The sequence below is a fragment of the Nostoc paludosum FACHB-159 genome (genome assembly GCF_014698835.1).
Taxonomy (GTDB): domain Bacteria; phylum Cyanobacteriota; class Cyanobacteriia; order Cyanobacteriales; family Nostocaceae; genus Nostoc; species Nostoc paludosum.
This window is the reverse complement of the sequence record NZ_JACJTU010000018.1, coordinates 96,638-113,568: the sequence shown is the minus strand read 5'-3', so window position 1 is coordinate 113,568 and position 16,931 is coordinate 96,638. Positions and strand designations below refer to the sequence as shown.

The following is a 16,931-nucleotide window of genomic DNA, read 5'->3' as shown; positions in this document are numbered from 1 at the left end:
TTGTCCCCCCATACTCTTCCCAATGCCCACTACCCAGTACCCAATCCCCAGTCCCTAATACCGTTCGCAACCTTTCGTAATACTGCTCTCAGATTGCAGCTAGAAGAGTAAATCTGAAAAGTAATATTACAAAGTGTTAAGAGCAGTCATAAATGCTCAACAGAATGCCGGAAAATGTTTTGCGGAAGGTAGCTGAGTTTAGAAGCTTGTGTACTTATGTTGACTCAGGCAAACTCGTAATTTATTAGCCGTAGCAGTTATAAAACTGTTGTGTCTAAAACAATGAGAAAATAAACTCAGTTAACCAAATCAAAGTCGCACCAGTTTAATCAAATCCTGGTTTCATTCGTATTGGAGGAATCCATTAATGAGTATCGTCACGAAAGCGATCGTGAATGCTGACGCAGAAGCCCGCTATCTCAGCCCCGGTGAGTTAGATCGGATCAAATCCTTTGTAGCAGCTGGTGAGCGCCGTCTGCGGATTGCTCAAGTTTTGACAGAAAATCGCGAACGGCTAGTTAAGCAAGCTGGCGACCAACTGTTCCAAAAGCGTCCTGATGTTGTGTCTCCTGGTGGTAACGCTTACGGTCAAGAATTGACAGCTACTTGTCTGCGTGACCTAGATTACTACCTCCGCCTCGTTACCTACGGTATCGTTGCTGGTGATGTTACCCCCATCGAAGAAATTGGTGTTATCGGTGCCCGCGAACTCTACAAATCCTTAGGAACTCCTATTGATGGTGTTGCTGAAGGTATCCGTGGTTTGAAGAATGGCGCTGCTACACTGCTATCTAGTGAAGATGCTGCTGAAGCTGGTGGCTACTTCGACTATCTAGTTGGCGCCCTACTGTAGGCTGAAGCTATTTAGCTGCTGAAACAGAAGTATTGCAATACGGTTGGAAATAAGGAATTAACAACATGGCTCAAGACGCAATTACCGCTGTCATTAACTCCGCAGACGTTCAAGGTAAATACCTCGACTCTGCTGCTTTAGAGAAGCTAAAAGGCTATTTCTCTACTGGCGAACTGCGGGTACGTGCTGCTAGCACCATCAGTGCCAACGCTGCTACCATTGTCAAAGAAGCTGTAGCAAAATCTTTGCTGTACTCTGACATCACCCGTCCCGGTGGCAACATGTACACCACCCGTCGCTATGCAGCTTGTATTCGTGACTTAGACTACTACCTCCGCTATGCCACCTACGCTATGTTGGCTGGCGATCCTTCCATCCTAGATGAGCGCGTACTCAATGGCTTGAAGGAAACCTATAACTCCTTGGGTGTACCTGTTGGTGCTACCGTGCAAGCTATCCAAGCAATCAAGGAAGTAACCGCTAGTTTGGTAGGTTCTGACGCCGGTAAAGAAATGGGCGTTTACTTAGACTATATCTCCTCTGGCTTAAGCTAAGAGCTGGTTTGCGCTTAAGAATTTAGGTGCGGCTTTATTAAGGTCTGGAAATCAACCGTGAGTGCTAGGACGTTATATTGCTTATCTTGGTCAATTATCAGTGATGAGTGTTGGTGGTCTAGTATTGATGTTTGATTTCCAGCCTTGGAATAAATAATTTAAAGATTTGCACTCAAGATTTAGAGATAAAAAAGTTTCCACAAACAATACAGGAGATTTTCAGAACATGGCCCGTTTGTTTAAGATTACTGCTCTAGTTCCCAGCCAAACCCGAATTCGTACCCAACGCGAACTGCAAAACACCTACTTCACTAAGCTAGTTCCCTATGAGAACTGGTTCCGCGAACAGCAACGCATTCAAAAAGCAGGCGGCACAATCATCAAAGTAGAACTAGCAACTGGTAAACAAGGTGCTAATACTGGTTTGTCGTAATTGCTGTAGACAGAACATTTTTTTGGGGAATTGGTAGGAGGTCATTTTCGACCTCTTTTTTGTTAAGGATTTATACTACAACAAATCTGCTATTGCTAAGAAAATACGTGTTGTCATGATTGCACTGAACCTAGATTATTACAAGGATTATCAACTTCTATCAAAATTGAGAAAGAGGTCTAATACAGACCTCTTTATTTTTTGTTGTTCGTATTCTTCAAATTAAAAGTTAAACATATTTACCAGGCGATACCCGCGAGTGTAAAGCGGAACTGGAGCGCCAATATTCTGCCTATTTTTAGCCTGTTCAACAGTCTCATCAAATACAATCAGCGTTTCATTGCCAACTTTCAGCCAGTCTTCATAGGGCACGCTCATATCTTCTTCAATACCAGCAATACTAGGTGGTATCATTGCTCGGTAAGCTTCGTTGAATTTCCTGCGGAAGCGAAAATCTACTGAAATTCTCAGACCTTCGTTCTTTCGTCTTACCGTTTGGTGTAATCCACGAGCATCATTAAAGTACATCGTACCGTGTTGTAATTGTGCTTCTGTGTAGGAAACAACCATTGGAATATCTCGACCTTCATCGAAGTCTGACATTACCTGCATAGCCTCTAGTTCCATTTCGCGGGGCATTTCACCTGCTTCGATGGTTATATTATCGATGTCGCCAAACAGTGGTAGAACTACTACAGTAGCATCAGCTGGAACGCCTGCCCAAACATCGCTATGGCACTTCGAGCTAGCAAAGGGCAAACCCAACTTCGTTGCGTCTGTTTTGCCGTAGACCATACGGAGATTTACTGGTAAATCTACTGCATCGATTAAATCATTTGCTCCTAGTTGATAAAAAGCCTCAGCTACGCTCTTTTGAAAGAGGTTAAATGCTAGAGTGTGTTCTCGCTTAGGCATTAAAAGACCAGTGCCGGTGTAGTTCGGCAAAGTATTTCTTGCTTCCAGTAGCCGTTCAAGCATTTCAGCTTCTGAAAGAATGATGGGACTATTCAGACAAGCTGAGATGTAACTGGCAGCAGCAACTCGGATTTGCTGGAATAGCTCAGGCTTTAATGTGTGTTCAAACAGCAGTCGATACTGGCGTTTCGTAGCCATTTTATCAGCCAGTTCATCAAAGAGGCGATCGCCAAGCTCAGAAAATGCGTAGGCGTAGTCCGTCGTAGACATCGCACGCTCATGTTCTAAGCTAGACGCTGGTGATTCTACTGCCAGTTTTGTTAACATCATTTCTCCGCAAAGTTCTTCTAAATTAGCTAAATAAATTGATGTATCCAAAGCTAGTTCGTTGTCAAAACGAGCCTGGTTATTATAAATTAACAAGATTATCTGACTGATACTTCGTCAAATATACTGTTTTAGTTCTGCTATTTATCTTGATTAAAAAAGCACATTTTTACTGTTTTAATAAAGCAGAGATAAACTAAAATTTGAAATAATAAAATTACTGAAATATAAAGTATATTTAAAATTAAAATATCAAAAATTCATGAAGTCCAATAATTTAAAACTTGTTTTTTTGAAGAAATTACGAAGTAAGTTATATTTAATTTCCCTAAAGCTTGAAATTATCCAATTTAAAATCCAGCAAAAGCCACAGATAAAAATAGGTAAAACCAACGTTACTGTTTATATATTTAAATGCTAAAAGATATATATCGTCGGTATTGAATACTGTTACTTTGGGATTTCTCAAGCGAAACATAAATCAAATATAAATAAATAGTTTAAAATGTCAACATTGAATCATAAAAACTCAACTAGGAACTTATATAATCGCACAGCATCAGAGTGGATTAGAGGAGAACCTATTTCTTTATCAGACTTTACAGCACGCCCTTTTGTATTAGGGCTTTGTGAGCCTGTTAGTGGGTTGCGAGTACTGGATATAGGTTGTGGAGAAGGTTATTGCAGCCGAGAATTACGCCGGCGTGGATCTGCACAAGTACATGGAATAGACCTTTCTCAAAGCATGATTGAAGCAGCAATTTTGCAAGAAGTAGAGGATGCTTTGGGCATTAGCTATCAAGTAGGATGTGCTACCAACCTCAAGCAATTTAATGATGATGAAATTGACTTAGTTGTTGCAGTTTTTCTATTTAATTATTTAACAATTGCTCAAACCGAAGAATGCATGACAGAAGTTGCACGCGTTCTTCGTCCCGGCGGTCGATTTGTATTCAGCGTTCCCCATCCATCCTTTCCATATATGCGGGAGCCAGGATATCCATTTTATTTTCAAGTTGAGGGTAAAGGCTACTTCAGCAAGCGAGATCAACAGTTTCCTGGCCGTATTTGGAAACGAGACGGTTCCTGGCTAAATGTGCAATTGATTCACAAAACTCTTGAGGATTATTTTAATGCCCTTAAAATTGCTGGCTTCAATACGATGCCAATCCTACAGGAATTACGTGTGACTCCAGAACATATCGCACTAGATGAATCATTTTTTAGCCCCTTACTTGACCAACCCCTCCACCTAGCCCTACAAGTATCACGATGACACAAACACTTTCTTTAGCTAAAAATTCTTTTCAGAAAATAACTGATAATCATCCTTTATGGAACCATGAGTTTCTAATGCAGTGTCGTACTGGAAATTTATTTCTACCAGATGTACAGATACTAGCTGTTCAGATGTACAAATTCTCGAAAGAATTTAATCGTATCCTGGCTAGCATTTTATCTTGCTGCCAAGATGAAAGTACTCAGTTAGTCATCTTGGAAAACTTGTTTGACGAAATGGGGCAAGGAGATGTAAGTAAGTCCCACCCAGAACTGTTTCGTCAATTTACCCGCGCACTTGGTATCCACGACGAAACTTTAGCAGCATTACCTACTGCACCTGAAACTCGCGCGTTGATTGATACTTACTTACAAATACCTCACAAGTATGGCTATTTAGCTGCGCTAGGCGCTGTCTGTTATGCTTCCGAAGGGATTGTTAGCTCGTTGTACACACAACTATATAAAGGAATTGTCGGTGCTGCTCCTTTACCTAAAGAATCACTGATCTTTTTTGAAGTTCATATTAATATCGATGACAGTCACGCGGCGAAGCTAGCAGCGGTGATTGAAGCTCAAATTGGAATGATTGAAGACGATATCAAGATTAAGCAAGCAATTGTAGAAGCTATGGATGCGAGAGTTCTATTTTTTAATGGAATTCAGCGTCAAATATCTAAATATAGCTTGTCTCCTAATTCATTGCTGCTTGCAAGTGCATAAATGTAGGTAAAAGGAAAGCGTGTAAATACGGTTGTAACTCCGCTATATTGTAGTATTAAAATACGAACAGTTTTACTGGTTTTTTGGGTTTTTAAAACTGTAATCAGACATTTTAAGGTTTAACTACAGGAAATATCGTCATTTTAGTCTCGGTCAAATTCACGAAGCAAAATTAGGTGTAGCAAGAGGAGACTTCCATGTATGGATTAGTGAACAAGGCGATTCAAGACATGGTGTGCAGTCGCTTTAGCGAAGAAACGTGGAAAGTAATTAAGCACAAAGCAGAGGTGGACGTAGATGTTTTCATCAGTATGGAAGCTTATCCTGATGACATTACCCACAGGTTAGTAGAAGCTGCTAGTTGCGTTCTGGGTTTATCTCCTAGAGAAATTATGCAAGCCTTTGGGGAATTCTGGGTTCAGTACACAGCCGAAGAAGGCTATGGCGAAATGATGGATATGAGTGGAGATACACTACCTGAGTTTTTAGAAAATCTCGACAATCTTCATGCTCGTGTAGGAGTTAGCTTTCCCAAACTCCAGCCTCCATCATTTGAGTGTACTGATATGGAGGAAAATTCTCTCAACTTACACTATCGCTCTGATAGAGAAGGGCTGACGCCGATGATTATTGGTTTAGTCAAGGGATTGGGAACTAGGTTTGATACACAGGTTCATATTACCCAAACCCAGAGTCGAGATGAAGGTAGTGAACACGATGAATTTTTAGTGATTTACAAACCAAATTGACCGCAGGACAGCACGAATATGGCTCCTCCTTACCTTACGCTTTCACCAGAATTACTGGCGAAAGCTTTTCCTTTCCATTTGGTATTTAATCGCGATCGCAAAATTGTACAAGCTGGCGATGTTTTAGAACGTATTAGTCCAGAACCACTAGTTGGTAAATTGATTGAGCAGCATTTCCAAATCAATCGTCCAAAAATTTTGGTCGATTTTGATGCTATTAGTAAACAGTCTCGTGCCCTGTTTATCTTAGAATTTCTCCACAATCGGATGCAGCTCAAAGGTCAGATGATGTATCACCCAGAGCAGGAGGTGATATTTTTTTTAGGTTCTCCCTGGATTACAGATACAACTAGTCTTGCTCCTTTGGGTATCAAGCTTAAAGACTTTGCAATTCACGACCCAATTGTTGATTTCTTGTTTTTGTTACAAGCGCAGAATACTGCTTTAGCTGATGCTAAAAAGTTAACAGGTGAACTGAAACAACAAAGAACGCAACTACGGAGTGCCCTACAAATCAAAGAAAATCTCGCGGAAATTGCTGAGGCTCAAGCTAAAAAATTGGAAAACTCTCTCAAGGAACTCCAGCAAACTCAAGCTCAATTAGTTCAAGCTGAGAAAATGTCTAGTTTAGGGCAATTAGTTGCGGGAGTTGCTCACGAAATTAATAATCCTGTTAACTTTATTTACGGCAATTTAAAATTTGTAAAAGATTATACAGAATCTTTGGTGAAGCTGGTGCATCTTTATCAGCAATTTTATGCCAATCCCACCCCAGAAATTCAAAAATATATTGAGAAAATTGAATTAGATTTTTTACTAGAAGATTTGCCCAAAATCCTCGATTCAATGGAATTAGGAGCCGAAAGAATATCAGAAATTGTGTTGTCTCTGAGGAATTTCTCGCGCCTTGATGAAGCGGAGAAGAAAAGTGTTGATATTCACCAAGGATTGGACAGTACTTTACTGATTCTACAAAATCGCTTCAAGAGCAGCGTCGATCATCCTGGTATCAAAATAGTTAAAAATTACGGCAAATTGCCTTTAGTAGATTGCTACCCCGGTCAACTAAATCAAGTATTCATGAATATTATTAGTAATGCCGTCGATGCTCTCGATCAGCATAATAGTAAACGAGGAATTGCAGAAATTCATACTCATCCTAGTATAATTACAATTACTACAGAAGTAATTGAAACGAACTGTGTGATCCGAATCGCTGATAATGGCTCAGGGATAGGAGAAGCAGTTAAAGAACGACTATTCGACCCATTTTTCACAACTAAGCCTGTTGGAAAAGGTACAGGATTGGGTTTATCAATTAGCTATCAAATTGTGGTTGAAAAACATGGAGGAACACTCAAATGTATATCAGAACCAGGGCAAGGAACTGAGTTTTGGATTGAAATTCCTCTATCGGTGAAAAAGCAAGCACTTCACTCAGAATTCAGAATTCAAAATTCAGAATTCAGAAGTAATACAGGCTTGATGCCTAGCTACTAAACCTATTTTTAACATCCAATTATTTTTCACATATATTTGAATTTTATCCAAAATCGATAAATTATGCTTCTGGATGCCAATTGCTACAGGTGGTGCGTTGATAGCGTTGGCTTGAGCAGGAGTTAGCGATCGCCAGATAAAAACAGCTGGCAATTACTGATTGCTAAGTCTTGAGTATATGTAGCAACTTACACTCATAGTATTGTGAAAACGGTGCATCAGATTACTGAGTTATGAGTTATGATTTATGAGTTTTATTCCTAACTTTTAATTCCTAACTTTTCACCTATAGCGATCGTGAATCTACGCCACCTGATTCCAATTTTCGATCATTCCGTCTCCAACTGGGCATTAGAAGCGCGGTTGTTGCGCTGGCTAACATTCATTTGGCTGTTCGTCGGCTTGATTATGCTATTTTCAGCATCCTATCCCGTCGCGGATGCGCGTCATGATGATGGATTGTACTACTTTAAACGACAGCTACTTTGGGTCTTAGTTGCCTTATTCGGATTCAATACTATTGTTAACTCACCATTGCAGAAAATTTTGGGACAATCCCATTGGTTTTTAATGGTGTTTTTGACGTTAATTTTTGTAACGCTGATCCCAGGGTTGGGAAAAAAGGCTTTTGATGCAGCGCGTTGGATAGCGATCGGGCCAATTCCCATTCAACCATCAGAATTGATTAAACCCTTTCTAGTGCTGCAAAGTGCGCGGCTTTTTGGTAATTGGGAACGAATTAGTTGGCGGGTTCGCTGCGGTTGGCTGGTTATTTTTGCTCTAGTACTTTTAGGAATTCTTGCTCAGCCTAATTTAAGTACAACAGCACTTTGTGGTATGACTATTTGGCTAATTGCCTTAGCAGCTGGGTTACCTTACAAGTATTTGGGAGGCACAGCGATCGGTGGAGTGATGCTGGCAGTACTGAGTATTAGTATCAAAGAATATCAGCGTAAGCGGGTGATGTCCTTCCTCAATCCTTGGGCGGATGCCACAGGAGATGGTTACCAGTTAGTGCAGAGTCTACTAGCTGTTGGTTCTGGTAGAACTTGGGGAGCCGGATTTGGGCTTTCCCAGCAAAAGCTATTTTATTTACCAATTCAGGACACCGATTTTATTTTTGCTGTGTTCGCTGAAGAGTTTGGTTTTGTTGGTAGTATAGTGCTTTTGGTACTTTTAGCTATATTTGCGACTCTGGGATTAGTCGTAGCGTTGAAGGCGAAAAATTCAGTGCATCGATTGGTGGCGATCGGTGCGACGATTTTGATGGTAGGACAATCATTGCTGCACATTGGTGTTGCTACGGGTTCTCTCCCAACTACTGGGTTACCCTTACCGTTGTTTAGTTACGGCGGTAATTCCATGATTGCCAGCTTGATAGCTGTTGGGTTGCTGATTCGGGTAGCACGCGAAAGTAGCGAAGCCGAAGTAGTACCGTTGCGAAAACCACTGTTGTCAAATGGGCAAAGACGCCGAACATTTCATAAAACCAGGAATTGAGCTAGCAAAAGGCAACAGCTTAAGGTTTTTAAGAAAATGAAAGACTTAAAACAAACAATAATCAGCTACTCTAGCAGAGACCTCGAACAACGCAAAAATTGGTATTCTCCGGCTGCACAAGCTTATAATCAGGCAAGACCTCGCTATCCTCAGGCTTTGATGGAGCAAGTTGTGGAAGTTGCTCAACTTTCTACTGAATCAAAAATTCTAGAATTGGGTTGCGGCCCCGGAACTGCAACGGTAGCATTTGCTAAATTGGGTTGCTCAACGATTTGCTTGGAACCCAACCCAGATTTTTTTCAGCTGGCTCAATACAATTGTCAACCCTATTCCAATGTCAAGATTGAAAACACATCCTTTGAAGAGTGGGAACTTAAACCACTTGAATTTGATGCCGTTTTAGCAGCGAGTTCTTTTCATTGGATATCGCCGGAGGTGGGATATTCCAAAGCCGCAAATGCTCTAAAAGAAAGTGGCTATTTGATTTTATTGTGGAACAAAGAACTTCAACCTAGCTACGAAGTATACCAAAATTTATCCGAAATCTATCAATTACATACTCCATCTCTCGATCGCTATGAAGACCAAGCAACTCAAGAATATATCTTGAGAGAATTAGGAAACATGGCCATTAATTCGGGGCAATTTAAAGATATAAAATCCGGACAAATTATATCACAAGTAAACTACACTATTGATGAATATTTAACACTTTTAAACACTTACTCGGCATACATAAAATTAGATCCACATAGCAAGGAGTCTTTATTTTCAGCATTGAGGCATCGCATCGAAGATAATTTTGGAGGGAGTTTGCAACTTTCATATATCTCTGCTTTTCACGTAGCTCAAAAAGTATAAACTATCAAATTTTTTGTACGATTACCGCTGAAGTCAAGGACTCTTAAAGGGGTTGCTAGGCGGGAGATTAGGTGGAATCGGGTTAATGGGAGGTATGGGAGTAGGCTGTGGTTTTGGAATGAATTGGATTGCAAATCCTCTCTCCTGGGGTTTCTGGTTACCAGATATATCATTAACTTGCAGGATGATTTGAGTTGGAAAGGCTCGATTAACTATAAGCTGTTTTGAGCCGCTTAGTTCAACGTCGCCATAGGGCTGAAGTTTAACCTGAATATTTTCTTTTTCTCCTTCTACTCTCCAACGCAGAGTAGCAGTTGTTCCTTCGTTGAGTTCTAGATTTGGTTGTTCGCTACCGTTGATTGTGAAAGAGATTATCTTAAATGGTTTTGGTAATATCTCGATTTTAGAGTCAGTCTTTTTAGAATCAGTTTTTTGACTTCCATTATTAGGAAAAGCTTTGATTTCAAAGGCAAATTTTCCGGCTTTATATGCTAATAGAGGAATATTTGCACATTGCAGTTGTTGATTTTGTTGCGTGCAAAGTTTTTGCAGTTTCGGATCGGCAATATTTCCTTGATTAAATTTATAAGTAATTGGTTCGCTATATGATGTACCATCATCTGCACTGCCGATGATTTGAATTTGTCCCAGCAGTAAAGGACGGTCAATCCTCCAGCTTAAAAGAATATTTTGACCTTTTACATATTGTGTTTTATCTGCTTGAAAGTTAATCACTTGAGCAATGGGTTTTTCAGCTATTTCTACTTGAGTTGTTTTGCTTGCTACTTGCTCTTTTTGAGAGAATAATTGTATATTATTACGATAAAAAGCTTGTAATTCAAAAGTATAACTACCTTTGTCCTTCACTCCAGTTTTCACATTGCTACAAATGAGTTCTTGTTTTTCTTGCACCTGACAAGGAGGTATTCGATCGGCGGCTCCTTTTCCTAGTGGTTCAGGAATACCATTGCTAAAATCATAAGTAATAGGTTCAATGGGTTGTGAACCTTTGGTTACGATCGTCAACTTTTGCAACTGTTTATATTGTTGAATTTTCCAATTCAAGGCTACCTCATCGCCTTCAGTAATTCGAGAGTTAGCTGGATCGAAAGATTCCAACCTCAAAGGTTCGGGATTTAACATTCGCCAAATAATAAAGCCGATTCCTCCCAATAAGCCCAGAATTCCTAAAAGCAACAGGAGAAATTGCCACCAAGGACGAGATTTCCAAACCAATGTTCCTTGAGGGAATGTATTAGGTAAAGGTAAACTTTGTTGGTCTTTAATATTAACTTGAAAGTTGACAGCTAGCCCTGCACCAAACCACGGTCGCCGCCACCAAGGTCGAGGTTTGACCGTTAAATTGGCGATCGCACTTCTACTAGGTAATAATCTCACCTCAGTAGGCTCAAAACTGTAAGTATACAGTTCTTCTTCGTCTCGATTATTTAAGCTCAATATCAGTTCGCGGACAATATTACCCCGGTTAGCTAGTGATAATTCATACTTTCCAAGGCTACGGCTGACTTGTCCCAAAATAGTATTAAGTTCTATATCTAGGCGATAATTTGTGGGAATTTGGATGTATACCAAATCCAGTAGTACTAAGTCTGGAGAGTTTTCCGAATACAAGCGAATTGTTGGAGAATAATTTCCGGCTAGGGTATCCACAGGTGGATGAAATTTCAACAAGATTTGACCTTGAGTACCAGGGTTGAGTTCGAGTGCGGTTACGTCAGATACTAACCCTTGTCCCTCGAATCCAGTTGCGGGATAATTAATTGTGAACCAGTCATCGTCTAAATCTGGGCAAGTCAAGCGAAAACGGTCTACACGAGCAGAACGATTGTCAACTATTACCTCAACTTGCAAAGGTTCACTAAAATTGAAAATTAATTGCTTGTTGGGGTTGGTGTTAGGTCTAATGAAAAATGTCGGGTCGTTGAGCCGAATTGCAGTCTGTTCTTTTTGTAGAACCTTAATTTTATTTGGGAAGCTTAGAGGAGTATCTTGGGGATAATGAAGAGGAGAGTCTACAACTAGAGTATAGTCGTATGTTCCTACGAAAGCATCAGGGTTAATTTGAAATTCAAATACTACTTCGTCGCTATTTTGTTGGGGATCTAATGCTAAGCTTTCTCTAGGAGAACTAGACCACCCTGTTAAATTTTGAAATCCCTCATCAAAAACAAAATATAAGTCAATAACCGCACTTCTATCTCCCTGATTGCTCACAATTACATAGAGAACAACGGTATCTCCTGGCATCCCAAATTGAATATCGGGTGGGTTAATATAAACTTGTATTGGGTTGAATCTAGCTTGCATGTTTCGACTCCCTTATTTGATGCGGTGTAGTTTGACCTGAAAATCTTCACTGCCACTCACAATCATGGTTCCTTGATTAGTTTTCAAGTCGATACTATTGATTTTTTTAGAGGTTTGATAAATTGTTTGACCTTCTGCTGCTTTTGTTTTATCGAGTAGATGTTCTGGGGTGAGATACCAAACAATTACTCGTCCATCATCGCCACCACTTACTAGCAGATTACCATCTTCACTAAATGCCAGACTACGCACAGATGTTTTCGAGGCTGACCAGCGGTCTAGTGGTTGGCAATTGAGTTCATTTACTTGCACTTGGGGATTTTTCAAAATTTGGCAGCGATTTAAATTCCAAATCGTAATGTATCCCGCAGAATCAGAGGTTGCGAGAATTTTTTCTGCTGAATTAGGCACAAAAGCTAGTGCCCAAATATAGTCTTCGCGCCCGACTCTTTCATCGAATTTTTCCAGATTTTGCACTGATAAATCTGGAAATTGTTTATTAGTTCGATTTTGATTCCACTGCCATAATATGAAGCGCTTAAAGTTTCCAGCAATTACAACAGTTGTGGCATCTGGACTGAGAGTTAAGGCGCGGACTTGGAAACCTGATAGTTTTAATGTACTTTGTACGTCGATCGCTTGCGGTTCTGGCAGAAAATCAGTATTGGACGCTGGTCTTGACCATAATCTCACTTTACCACTGCCATAACCACTAAATAAATTAAGAGAATTGGGAGTGAAAGCTAAATCAAAAACGCGATCGCCTTTTGCTTTTGGATCTTTAAAATCTTGAAGTTGGCTAATCTTAGCACCTGAGGGTACATCCCTGAGTTCAATTACACCATTATCTAAACCAACGGCAACACGGTTATTTTCTAATGGCATAAAGCGTAAGACTTCTACGGCGTCATCGGTAATAGCCATTAGACCTTTGGGCTGTTGCGCTTTATCGCAAGCTACAGGTTGCCCAGTATATGTTACTCTGTCATCGGGGTCTAAGCGTTCGGCGCCGATGCTCCAAAGTCTCAATGTGCAATCATCTGAACCACTGACAACAGACAAACCAATACCACTGAAACGCACTGAATTTACAGAACGCGTATGCATGACACCCCTTGGCTGTACGATCCATGCTATCAGTGCTGCTAGTAATGCGATCGCTGCTAATTGTAACCACAGAGGTATAATCGGCAAAACCCGCACTTCTAATGTTTGGGTGGCGGGGTCTGTACTACCTAAACGTTGGTCGGATAACTCCGATTTGGCCTCCAACAACAAAGTTTTGCCTATTCCTACCCAAGGACGTTTTGTTTTGACATCCAGAATAACTTTAGTTGTTTCTCCTAAATTTAAATTGGCGATTTCAGGCAGCTTCTTAAAACTACATTTTCGTTCGTCTCTACCCTGAACTTGCACATCGAGTTGCTGATTTAAATTACTAGCATTTTTAAATAGCAATTCAAAAGCGGCTGTATTAGATTTCCAGTCAGGTAACCATGCTGATTTATTGGGAATTTTTAGCTGTTTTTGTGTGACGCTAAATTCTACAAAACCCACAGGTAAAACTTCAATATTGCCTTGAATACTAGTTGGGTAACCATTATTGCTAACAGCTTCAATGACAAAAGGATAGTTTTGACTGGCCGCTTGAACGACAGAAGGAGGTTGGCATTGGAATGTGACTTCTGCTAAACCACCGGGTTCTACAGCTAATCGTCGTTCTGCACTGTTAGTCACCCAAGACGGATCGACACCTGTAAAACGTAGCACCACATTTGTTGGTTGTTGACTTAAATTCCGCACCCGTAATGGTATATCTACAGAATTGCGAGGATAAACTTGGAACTCTCGCACGGGTAATTCTAAACTTAAATGTGTTGGTCTATTGTCTCGCTCAATTTTTAGGCGCAACACAAGTCTGCATTGTTGTGCTAATTGTGGTGAAAAAATCTTCACCATCAGGTTAACAGTGCCGACAAATCCGACTATCGGCGTATTGAAAATCAAGACTTGGAATACTGTACTACTGCCCGGTGGTTTAGCTGCTGCCACTTCTGGTTGCAGCCCATACCAGCGATATCCTGGGTTGCGAGTTTCTCCGGCTGCGGTAATTTCTATCTGAAAATTTACAAAGCTATCGCTGTCATTATTGACAGTTACCTCAAACGACGCAGGAGTATCACCTGGACGAAAGGTTAGGTTTTCAGTTGAAAGGCTAGCACTGATACCATTTTTTTCCATATTTTGATTATTTATAATATTTATTTATATTCTCTACGATCGCCAGTATTATAAAATTAATATTTGCGAAAACATCACCATAAGTCTTTTTGACTGAATTATTGCAGTTTATATATTAAAATATATTTTGGGATAAATCTATCAATTGATAGATATCATTTTGGCAAACAAATATTAAGCACTATATTTATTAATAACAGGACTTACGCACAGGTCACGGAAAATCGAACCACAGAGAACGCAGAGGGCACGGAGGAATAAGAGTTTCAGAAAGTTTTTGCGTAAGTCCTAAATAATTAATATTTAAACCTCTTCCAAGTTGATAACTGGAGGTTTTTAAAAGGTAATAGGCAACAGCGAACAGGGAAGAGTGCAGGATTTGGGAATAAAATCCGATTGGGAAAAACTAGGAATTTCAAAGTAGATGCGGTTTAGGATTATTTTCCACAAACTAAAAAAACCAGACGTTTGGCAAAAAACGAGGTTTACAAGATAAAACCTCAAAAAGTCTGGTTTTTGATATCAATGATAAATATGATTCAGTTACTCTAGTAAAATTACATAGGTTTACTGATTTTTAAAGCACCAACTTACTAAATAGACCTCTTGCAAAAGTCCTTATTTTCGACTTCTTCTTTGCGTCTTTGCGCCTTTGCGTGAGACAAAAAATTATTTATGCAAGAAGTCTAATGATATGAACGGTAGAAAAATTACTCATGAATAATAAGTTATTGTCAAAAGTTTTAGTCCCCTTGCGGGGAAGCGTGAGGAGAACTTGTGTGTACTAAGCTGAGATTGAAGTTTTAACTTGACCAAAACGGCGATCGCGTTTTTGGTAACTCAACAAGGCCTGATGAAATGCTTCTGTGTCAAAGTCTGGCCAAAGAATATCAGTAAAATACATTTCTGTATAGGCCATTTGCCACAACAAAAAGTTACTCAAGCGCATTTCACCGCTAGTACGAATCAGCAAATCTGGTTCGGGGGTATCTGCGGTATAGAGGTGTTTCTCGATAAGGCTTTCATTCACTTGTTCTGCGCTGAGTTCGCCTTGTTCTACTAGTTCGGCTACTTGACGACAGACTTTTGTAATTTCGTTGCGGCTACCGTAGTTGACTGCAACGGTAAAGTGTATTGCTTGATTGTTTAACGTTTCTGTCATTGAACGTTGCATTTGCGTTTGTAGAGATTTAGGTAGAACCGATAAATCTCCAATAAATGAAATTCGCACTCCTTCTTGATGCATCTGTGCTAATTCGCGGTGCAGTAATCGCTCAAACAAAAGCATCAAAAAATTTACTTCTTCAACGGGACGCTGCCAATTTTCTGTTGAGAAAGCGTAGGCTGTTAATGCTCTGATTCCCCAATGTTTGCAGCAACGTAATAGTTCTTTGAGGGTTTTTGCTCCTTGGCGATGTCCGGCGATGCGGGGTAATCCTCGCTTGGTTGCCCATCGGCCGTTACCATCCATGATGACGGCGATGTGTTGGGGTAGGTGTTGGGGGTTTAAGTCGGTGGGTAATGAAGTCATGGGTTTTTGGTGTTGAGGAAAATAATGAAAAGTTCAGGCAAAGGCGCAAAGGTGCAAAGTTCATGTAGAGACGCGATTCATCGCGTCTGAATGATTGGTTTATTGAGGAGTTTCAAATAAGGTTTGTAGGTATTTTGGTGTGAGGGTGTTGTTCCAAGTCCACAAGCGATACATTGTGTAGGTGAAGGTGAAGAGGAGGGTGGTTTTGTTGGTTAATGACCAGGCGTTCCAGTTGAGGGTGGCCATCATACGGCAGAGGGTACGTATGAGGTTGTTACGTTGGTAGTTTTGAGAACGGGTTTTGATGAGGGTGCGCCCAATTCGGATTAGTCCTGTATCTGGGAAAGCCCAAACTCCAAAGCCCCAGAATTTGGTCATGTGGTTGATTTCGTCTTGTGCTAGTTCTTCGAGTACGTCGTAGAGTGCGCCTGTCGTGTGAGCCATTAGCCAAAGGTAAAGGCAGGTTGCACCGTATTCTGTAGCAATGCGGTGTAAGCCGTGGCGATATAAATCTTCGTAAGGGTCTTCTGTGGGGAGGTAGCCTCGAACTGTGCGATGTTTGGCGGTAATTTTCTCGCCTGTGAGTTGGGTGTAAACCTTAATTAATGCTGGTGTATGCTGACGTTCTTCTTTTTCCCATAAACCAAGCTCTAAAAGGTTGTCGTCTTCGCTGATTCCACCAACAAACCGCGCCATCTGAGGATGCAATTTTTCCAAATATTGGCGGCTGGTTTGGGTATAGCCGCGAATTGGTGCTTCTGTATCCATTGCACCTATCAAGATTGATAAAAATACTTCTGGTTCTATGCCAATAATTTGATTGCGGTTAATTGTTTGCCAGTCGATGAGTTTCCAAGGACGCGCTTGGGGATTTTGAAACTGTATCGGTAAATCTTGCAGACGTTCGTGTAGTTTTTCAGCTGCAACATATCTATCTACCAGGGAACGAATGCGCTGCTGTGTTTGGAAATAGTGAGGACTATGAAAGCTTTGAGGTGCTGAGTCTTCTACAATGGGGCTGAGGGTGTGAAGCATAATTTTTATACTTTGCTTTTTATCTCTTTGCCCAATAGCCTAAGCGATCGCACTTTGTTTTGTCAGTCGGCGAAAGTAGGCAGTTTTATCCTATGCAGTTGCA

General features: G+C 40.5%; 15 protein-coding genes. 9 read left to right on the top strand and 6 right to left on the bottom strand.

What is annotated here, in order from left to right:
* Positions 1-367: 367 nt before the first annotated feature.
* From apcA to H6H03_RS19460, 3 genes are all read left to right on the top strand, one after another.
* On the top strand, positions 368-853 hold the full coding sequence (gene apcA / locus H6H03_RS19470) for an allophycocyanin subunit alpha (RefSeq protein WP_096538189.1): 486 nt from the start codon (positions 368-370) through the stop codon (positions 851-853).
* Between the two features lie 65 nt (positions 854-918).
* Entirely contained in the window at positions 919-1,407 is a 489-nt protein-coding gene (gene apcB / locus H6H03_RS19465; RefSeq protein WP_096538187.1) for an allophycocyanin subunit beta, read from the top strand.
* 226 nt (positions 1,408-1,633) lie between these two features.
* Positions 1,634-1,840 carry a phycobilisome linker polypeptide gene (locus H6H03_RS19460; RefSeq protein ID WP_073640732.1) on the top strand — a complete coding sequence of 69 codons (207 nt, stop codon included), beginning with the start codon at positions 1,634-1,636 and terminating at the stop codon, positions 1,838-1,840.
* 222 nt (positions 1,841-2,062) lie between these two features.
* Here the strand turns inward: H6H03_RS19460 and H6H03_RS19455 are convergent, their stop codons facing one another.
* Positions 2,063-3,178 (bottom strand): hypothetical protein, encoded by a 1,116-nt coding sequence (locus tag H6H03_RS19455; protein ID WP_242057919.1) that lies wholly within the window; start codon positions 3,176-3,178, stop codon positions 2,063-2,065.
* A gap of 409 nt (positions 3,179-3,587) precedes the next feature.
* Here H6H03_RS19455 and H6H03_RS19450 point away from each other — a divergent pair, with 409 nt between their 5' ends.
* From H6H03_RS19450 to H6H03_RS19435, 4 genes are all read left to right on the top strand, one after another.
* Positions 3,588-4,358 carry a class I SAM-dependent methyltransferase gene (locus H6H03_RS19450; protein ID WP_190956735.1) on the top strand — a complete coding sequence of 257 codons (771 nt, stop codon included), beginning with the start codon at positions 3,588-3,590 and terminating at the stop codon, positions 4,356-4,358.
* Positions 4,355-5,083 (top strand): TenA family transcriptional regulator, encoded by a 729-nt coding sequence (locus H6H03_RS19445; protein WP_190956734.1) that lies wholly within the window; start codon positions 4,355-4,357, stop codon positions 5,081-5,083. Before H6H03_RS19450 ends, H6H03_RS19445 begins: the two co-directional genes overlap by 4 nt.
* A 197-nt stretch (positions 5,084-5,280) precedes the next feature.
* On the top strand, positions 5,281-5,832 hold the full coding sequence (locus tag H6H03_RS19440) for a heme NO-binding domain-containing protein (protein WP_190956733.1): 552 nt from the start codon (positions 5,281-5,283) through the stop codon (positions 5,830-5,832).
* An 18-nt stretch (positions 5,833-5,850) separates the two neighbouring features.
* Positions 5,851-7,332 (top strand): sensor histidine kinase, encoded by a 1,482-nt coding sequence (locus H6H03_RS19435; protein WP_190956732.1) that lies wholly within the window; start codon positions 5,851-5,853, stop codon positions 7,330-7,332.
* Here the strand turns inward: H6H03_RS19435 and H6H03_RS19430 are convergent.
* The gene (locus H6H03_RS19430; RefSeq protein WP_190956731.1) at positions 7,291-7,485 is read right to left on the bottom strand and encodes a hypothetical protein; all 195 of its coding nucleotides are present in this window, start codon (positions 7,483-7,485) and stop codon (positions 7,291-7,293) included. The two genes, H6H03_RS19435 and H6H03_RS19430, sit on opposite strands and share 42 nt — an antisense overlap.
* Positions 7,486-7,629: 144 nt before the next feature.
* Here H6H03_RS19430 and H6H03_RS19425 point away from each other — a divergent pair, with 144 nt between their 5' ends.
* Positions 7,630-8,832: an FtsW/RodA/SpoVE family cell cycle protein gene (locus H6H03_RS19425; protein ID WP_190956730.1), complete on the top strand. Its 1,203-nt coding sequence runs from the start codon at positions 7,630-7,632 to the stop codon at positions 8,830-8,832.
* Between the two features lie 36 nt (positions 8,833-8,868).
* On the top strand, positions 8,869-9,693 hold the full coding sequence (locus H6H03_RS19420; protein WP_190956729.1) for a class I SAM-dependent methyltransferase: 825 nt from the start codon (positions 8,869-8,871) through the stop codon (positions 9,691-9,693).
* A 33-nt stretch (positions 9,694-9,726) separates the two neighbouring features.
* On the opposite strand, the gene H6H03_RS19415 is transcribed toward H6H03_RS19420, so the two are convergent.
* From H6H03_RS19415 to H6H03_RS19400, 4 genes are all read right to left on the bottom strand, one after another.
* Positions 9,727-12,021: a COG1470 family protein gene (locus H6H03_RS19415; RefSeq protein ID WP_190956728.1), complete on the bottom strand. Its 2,295-nt coding sequence runs from the start codon at positions 12,019-12,021 to the stop codon at positions 9,727-9,729.
* Positions 12,022-12,033: 12 nt separating this feature from the next.
* Positions 12,034-14,262, bottom strand: a complete 2,229-nt coding sequence (locus H6H03_RS19410) for a hypothetical protein (RefSeq protein WP_190956727.1) — start codon at positions 14,260-14,262, stop codon at positions 12,034-12,036.
* A 784-nt stretch (positions 14,263-15,046) separates the two neighbouring features.
* A complete protein-coding gene (locus H6H03_RS19405; protein ID WP_190956726.1) occupies positions 15,047-15,793 on the bottom strand; it encodes an isoprenyl transferase in 747 nt (248 codons plus the stop codon).
* A gap of 99 nt (positions 15,794-15,892) precedes the next feature.
* Positions 15,893-16,828, bottom strand: coding sequence for a ferritin-like domain-containing protein (locus tag H6H03_RS19400; protein WP_190956725.1), 936 nt, complete (start codon positions 16,826-16,828; stop codon positions 15,893-15,895).
* Positions 16,829-16,931: the final 103 nt, after the last annotated feature.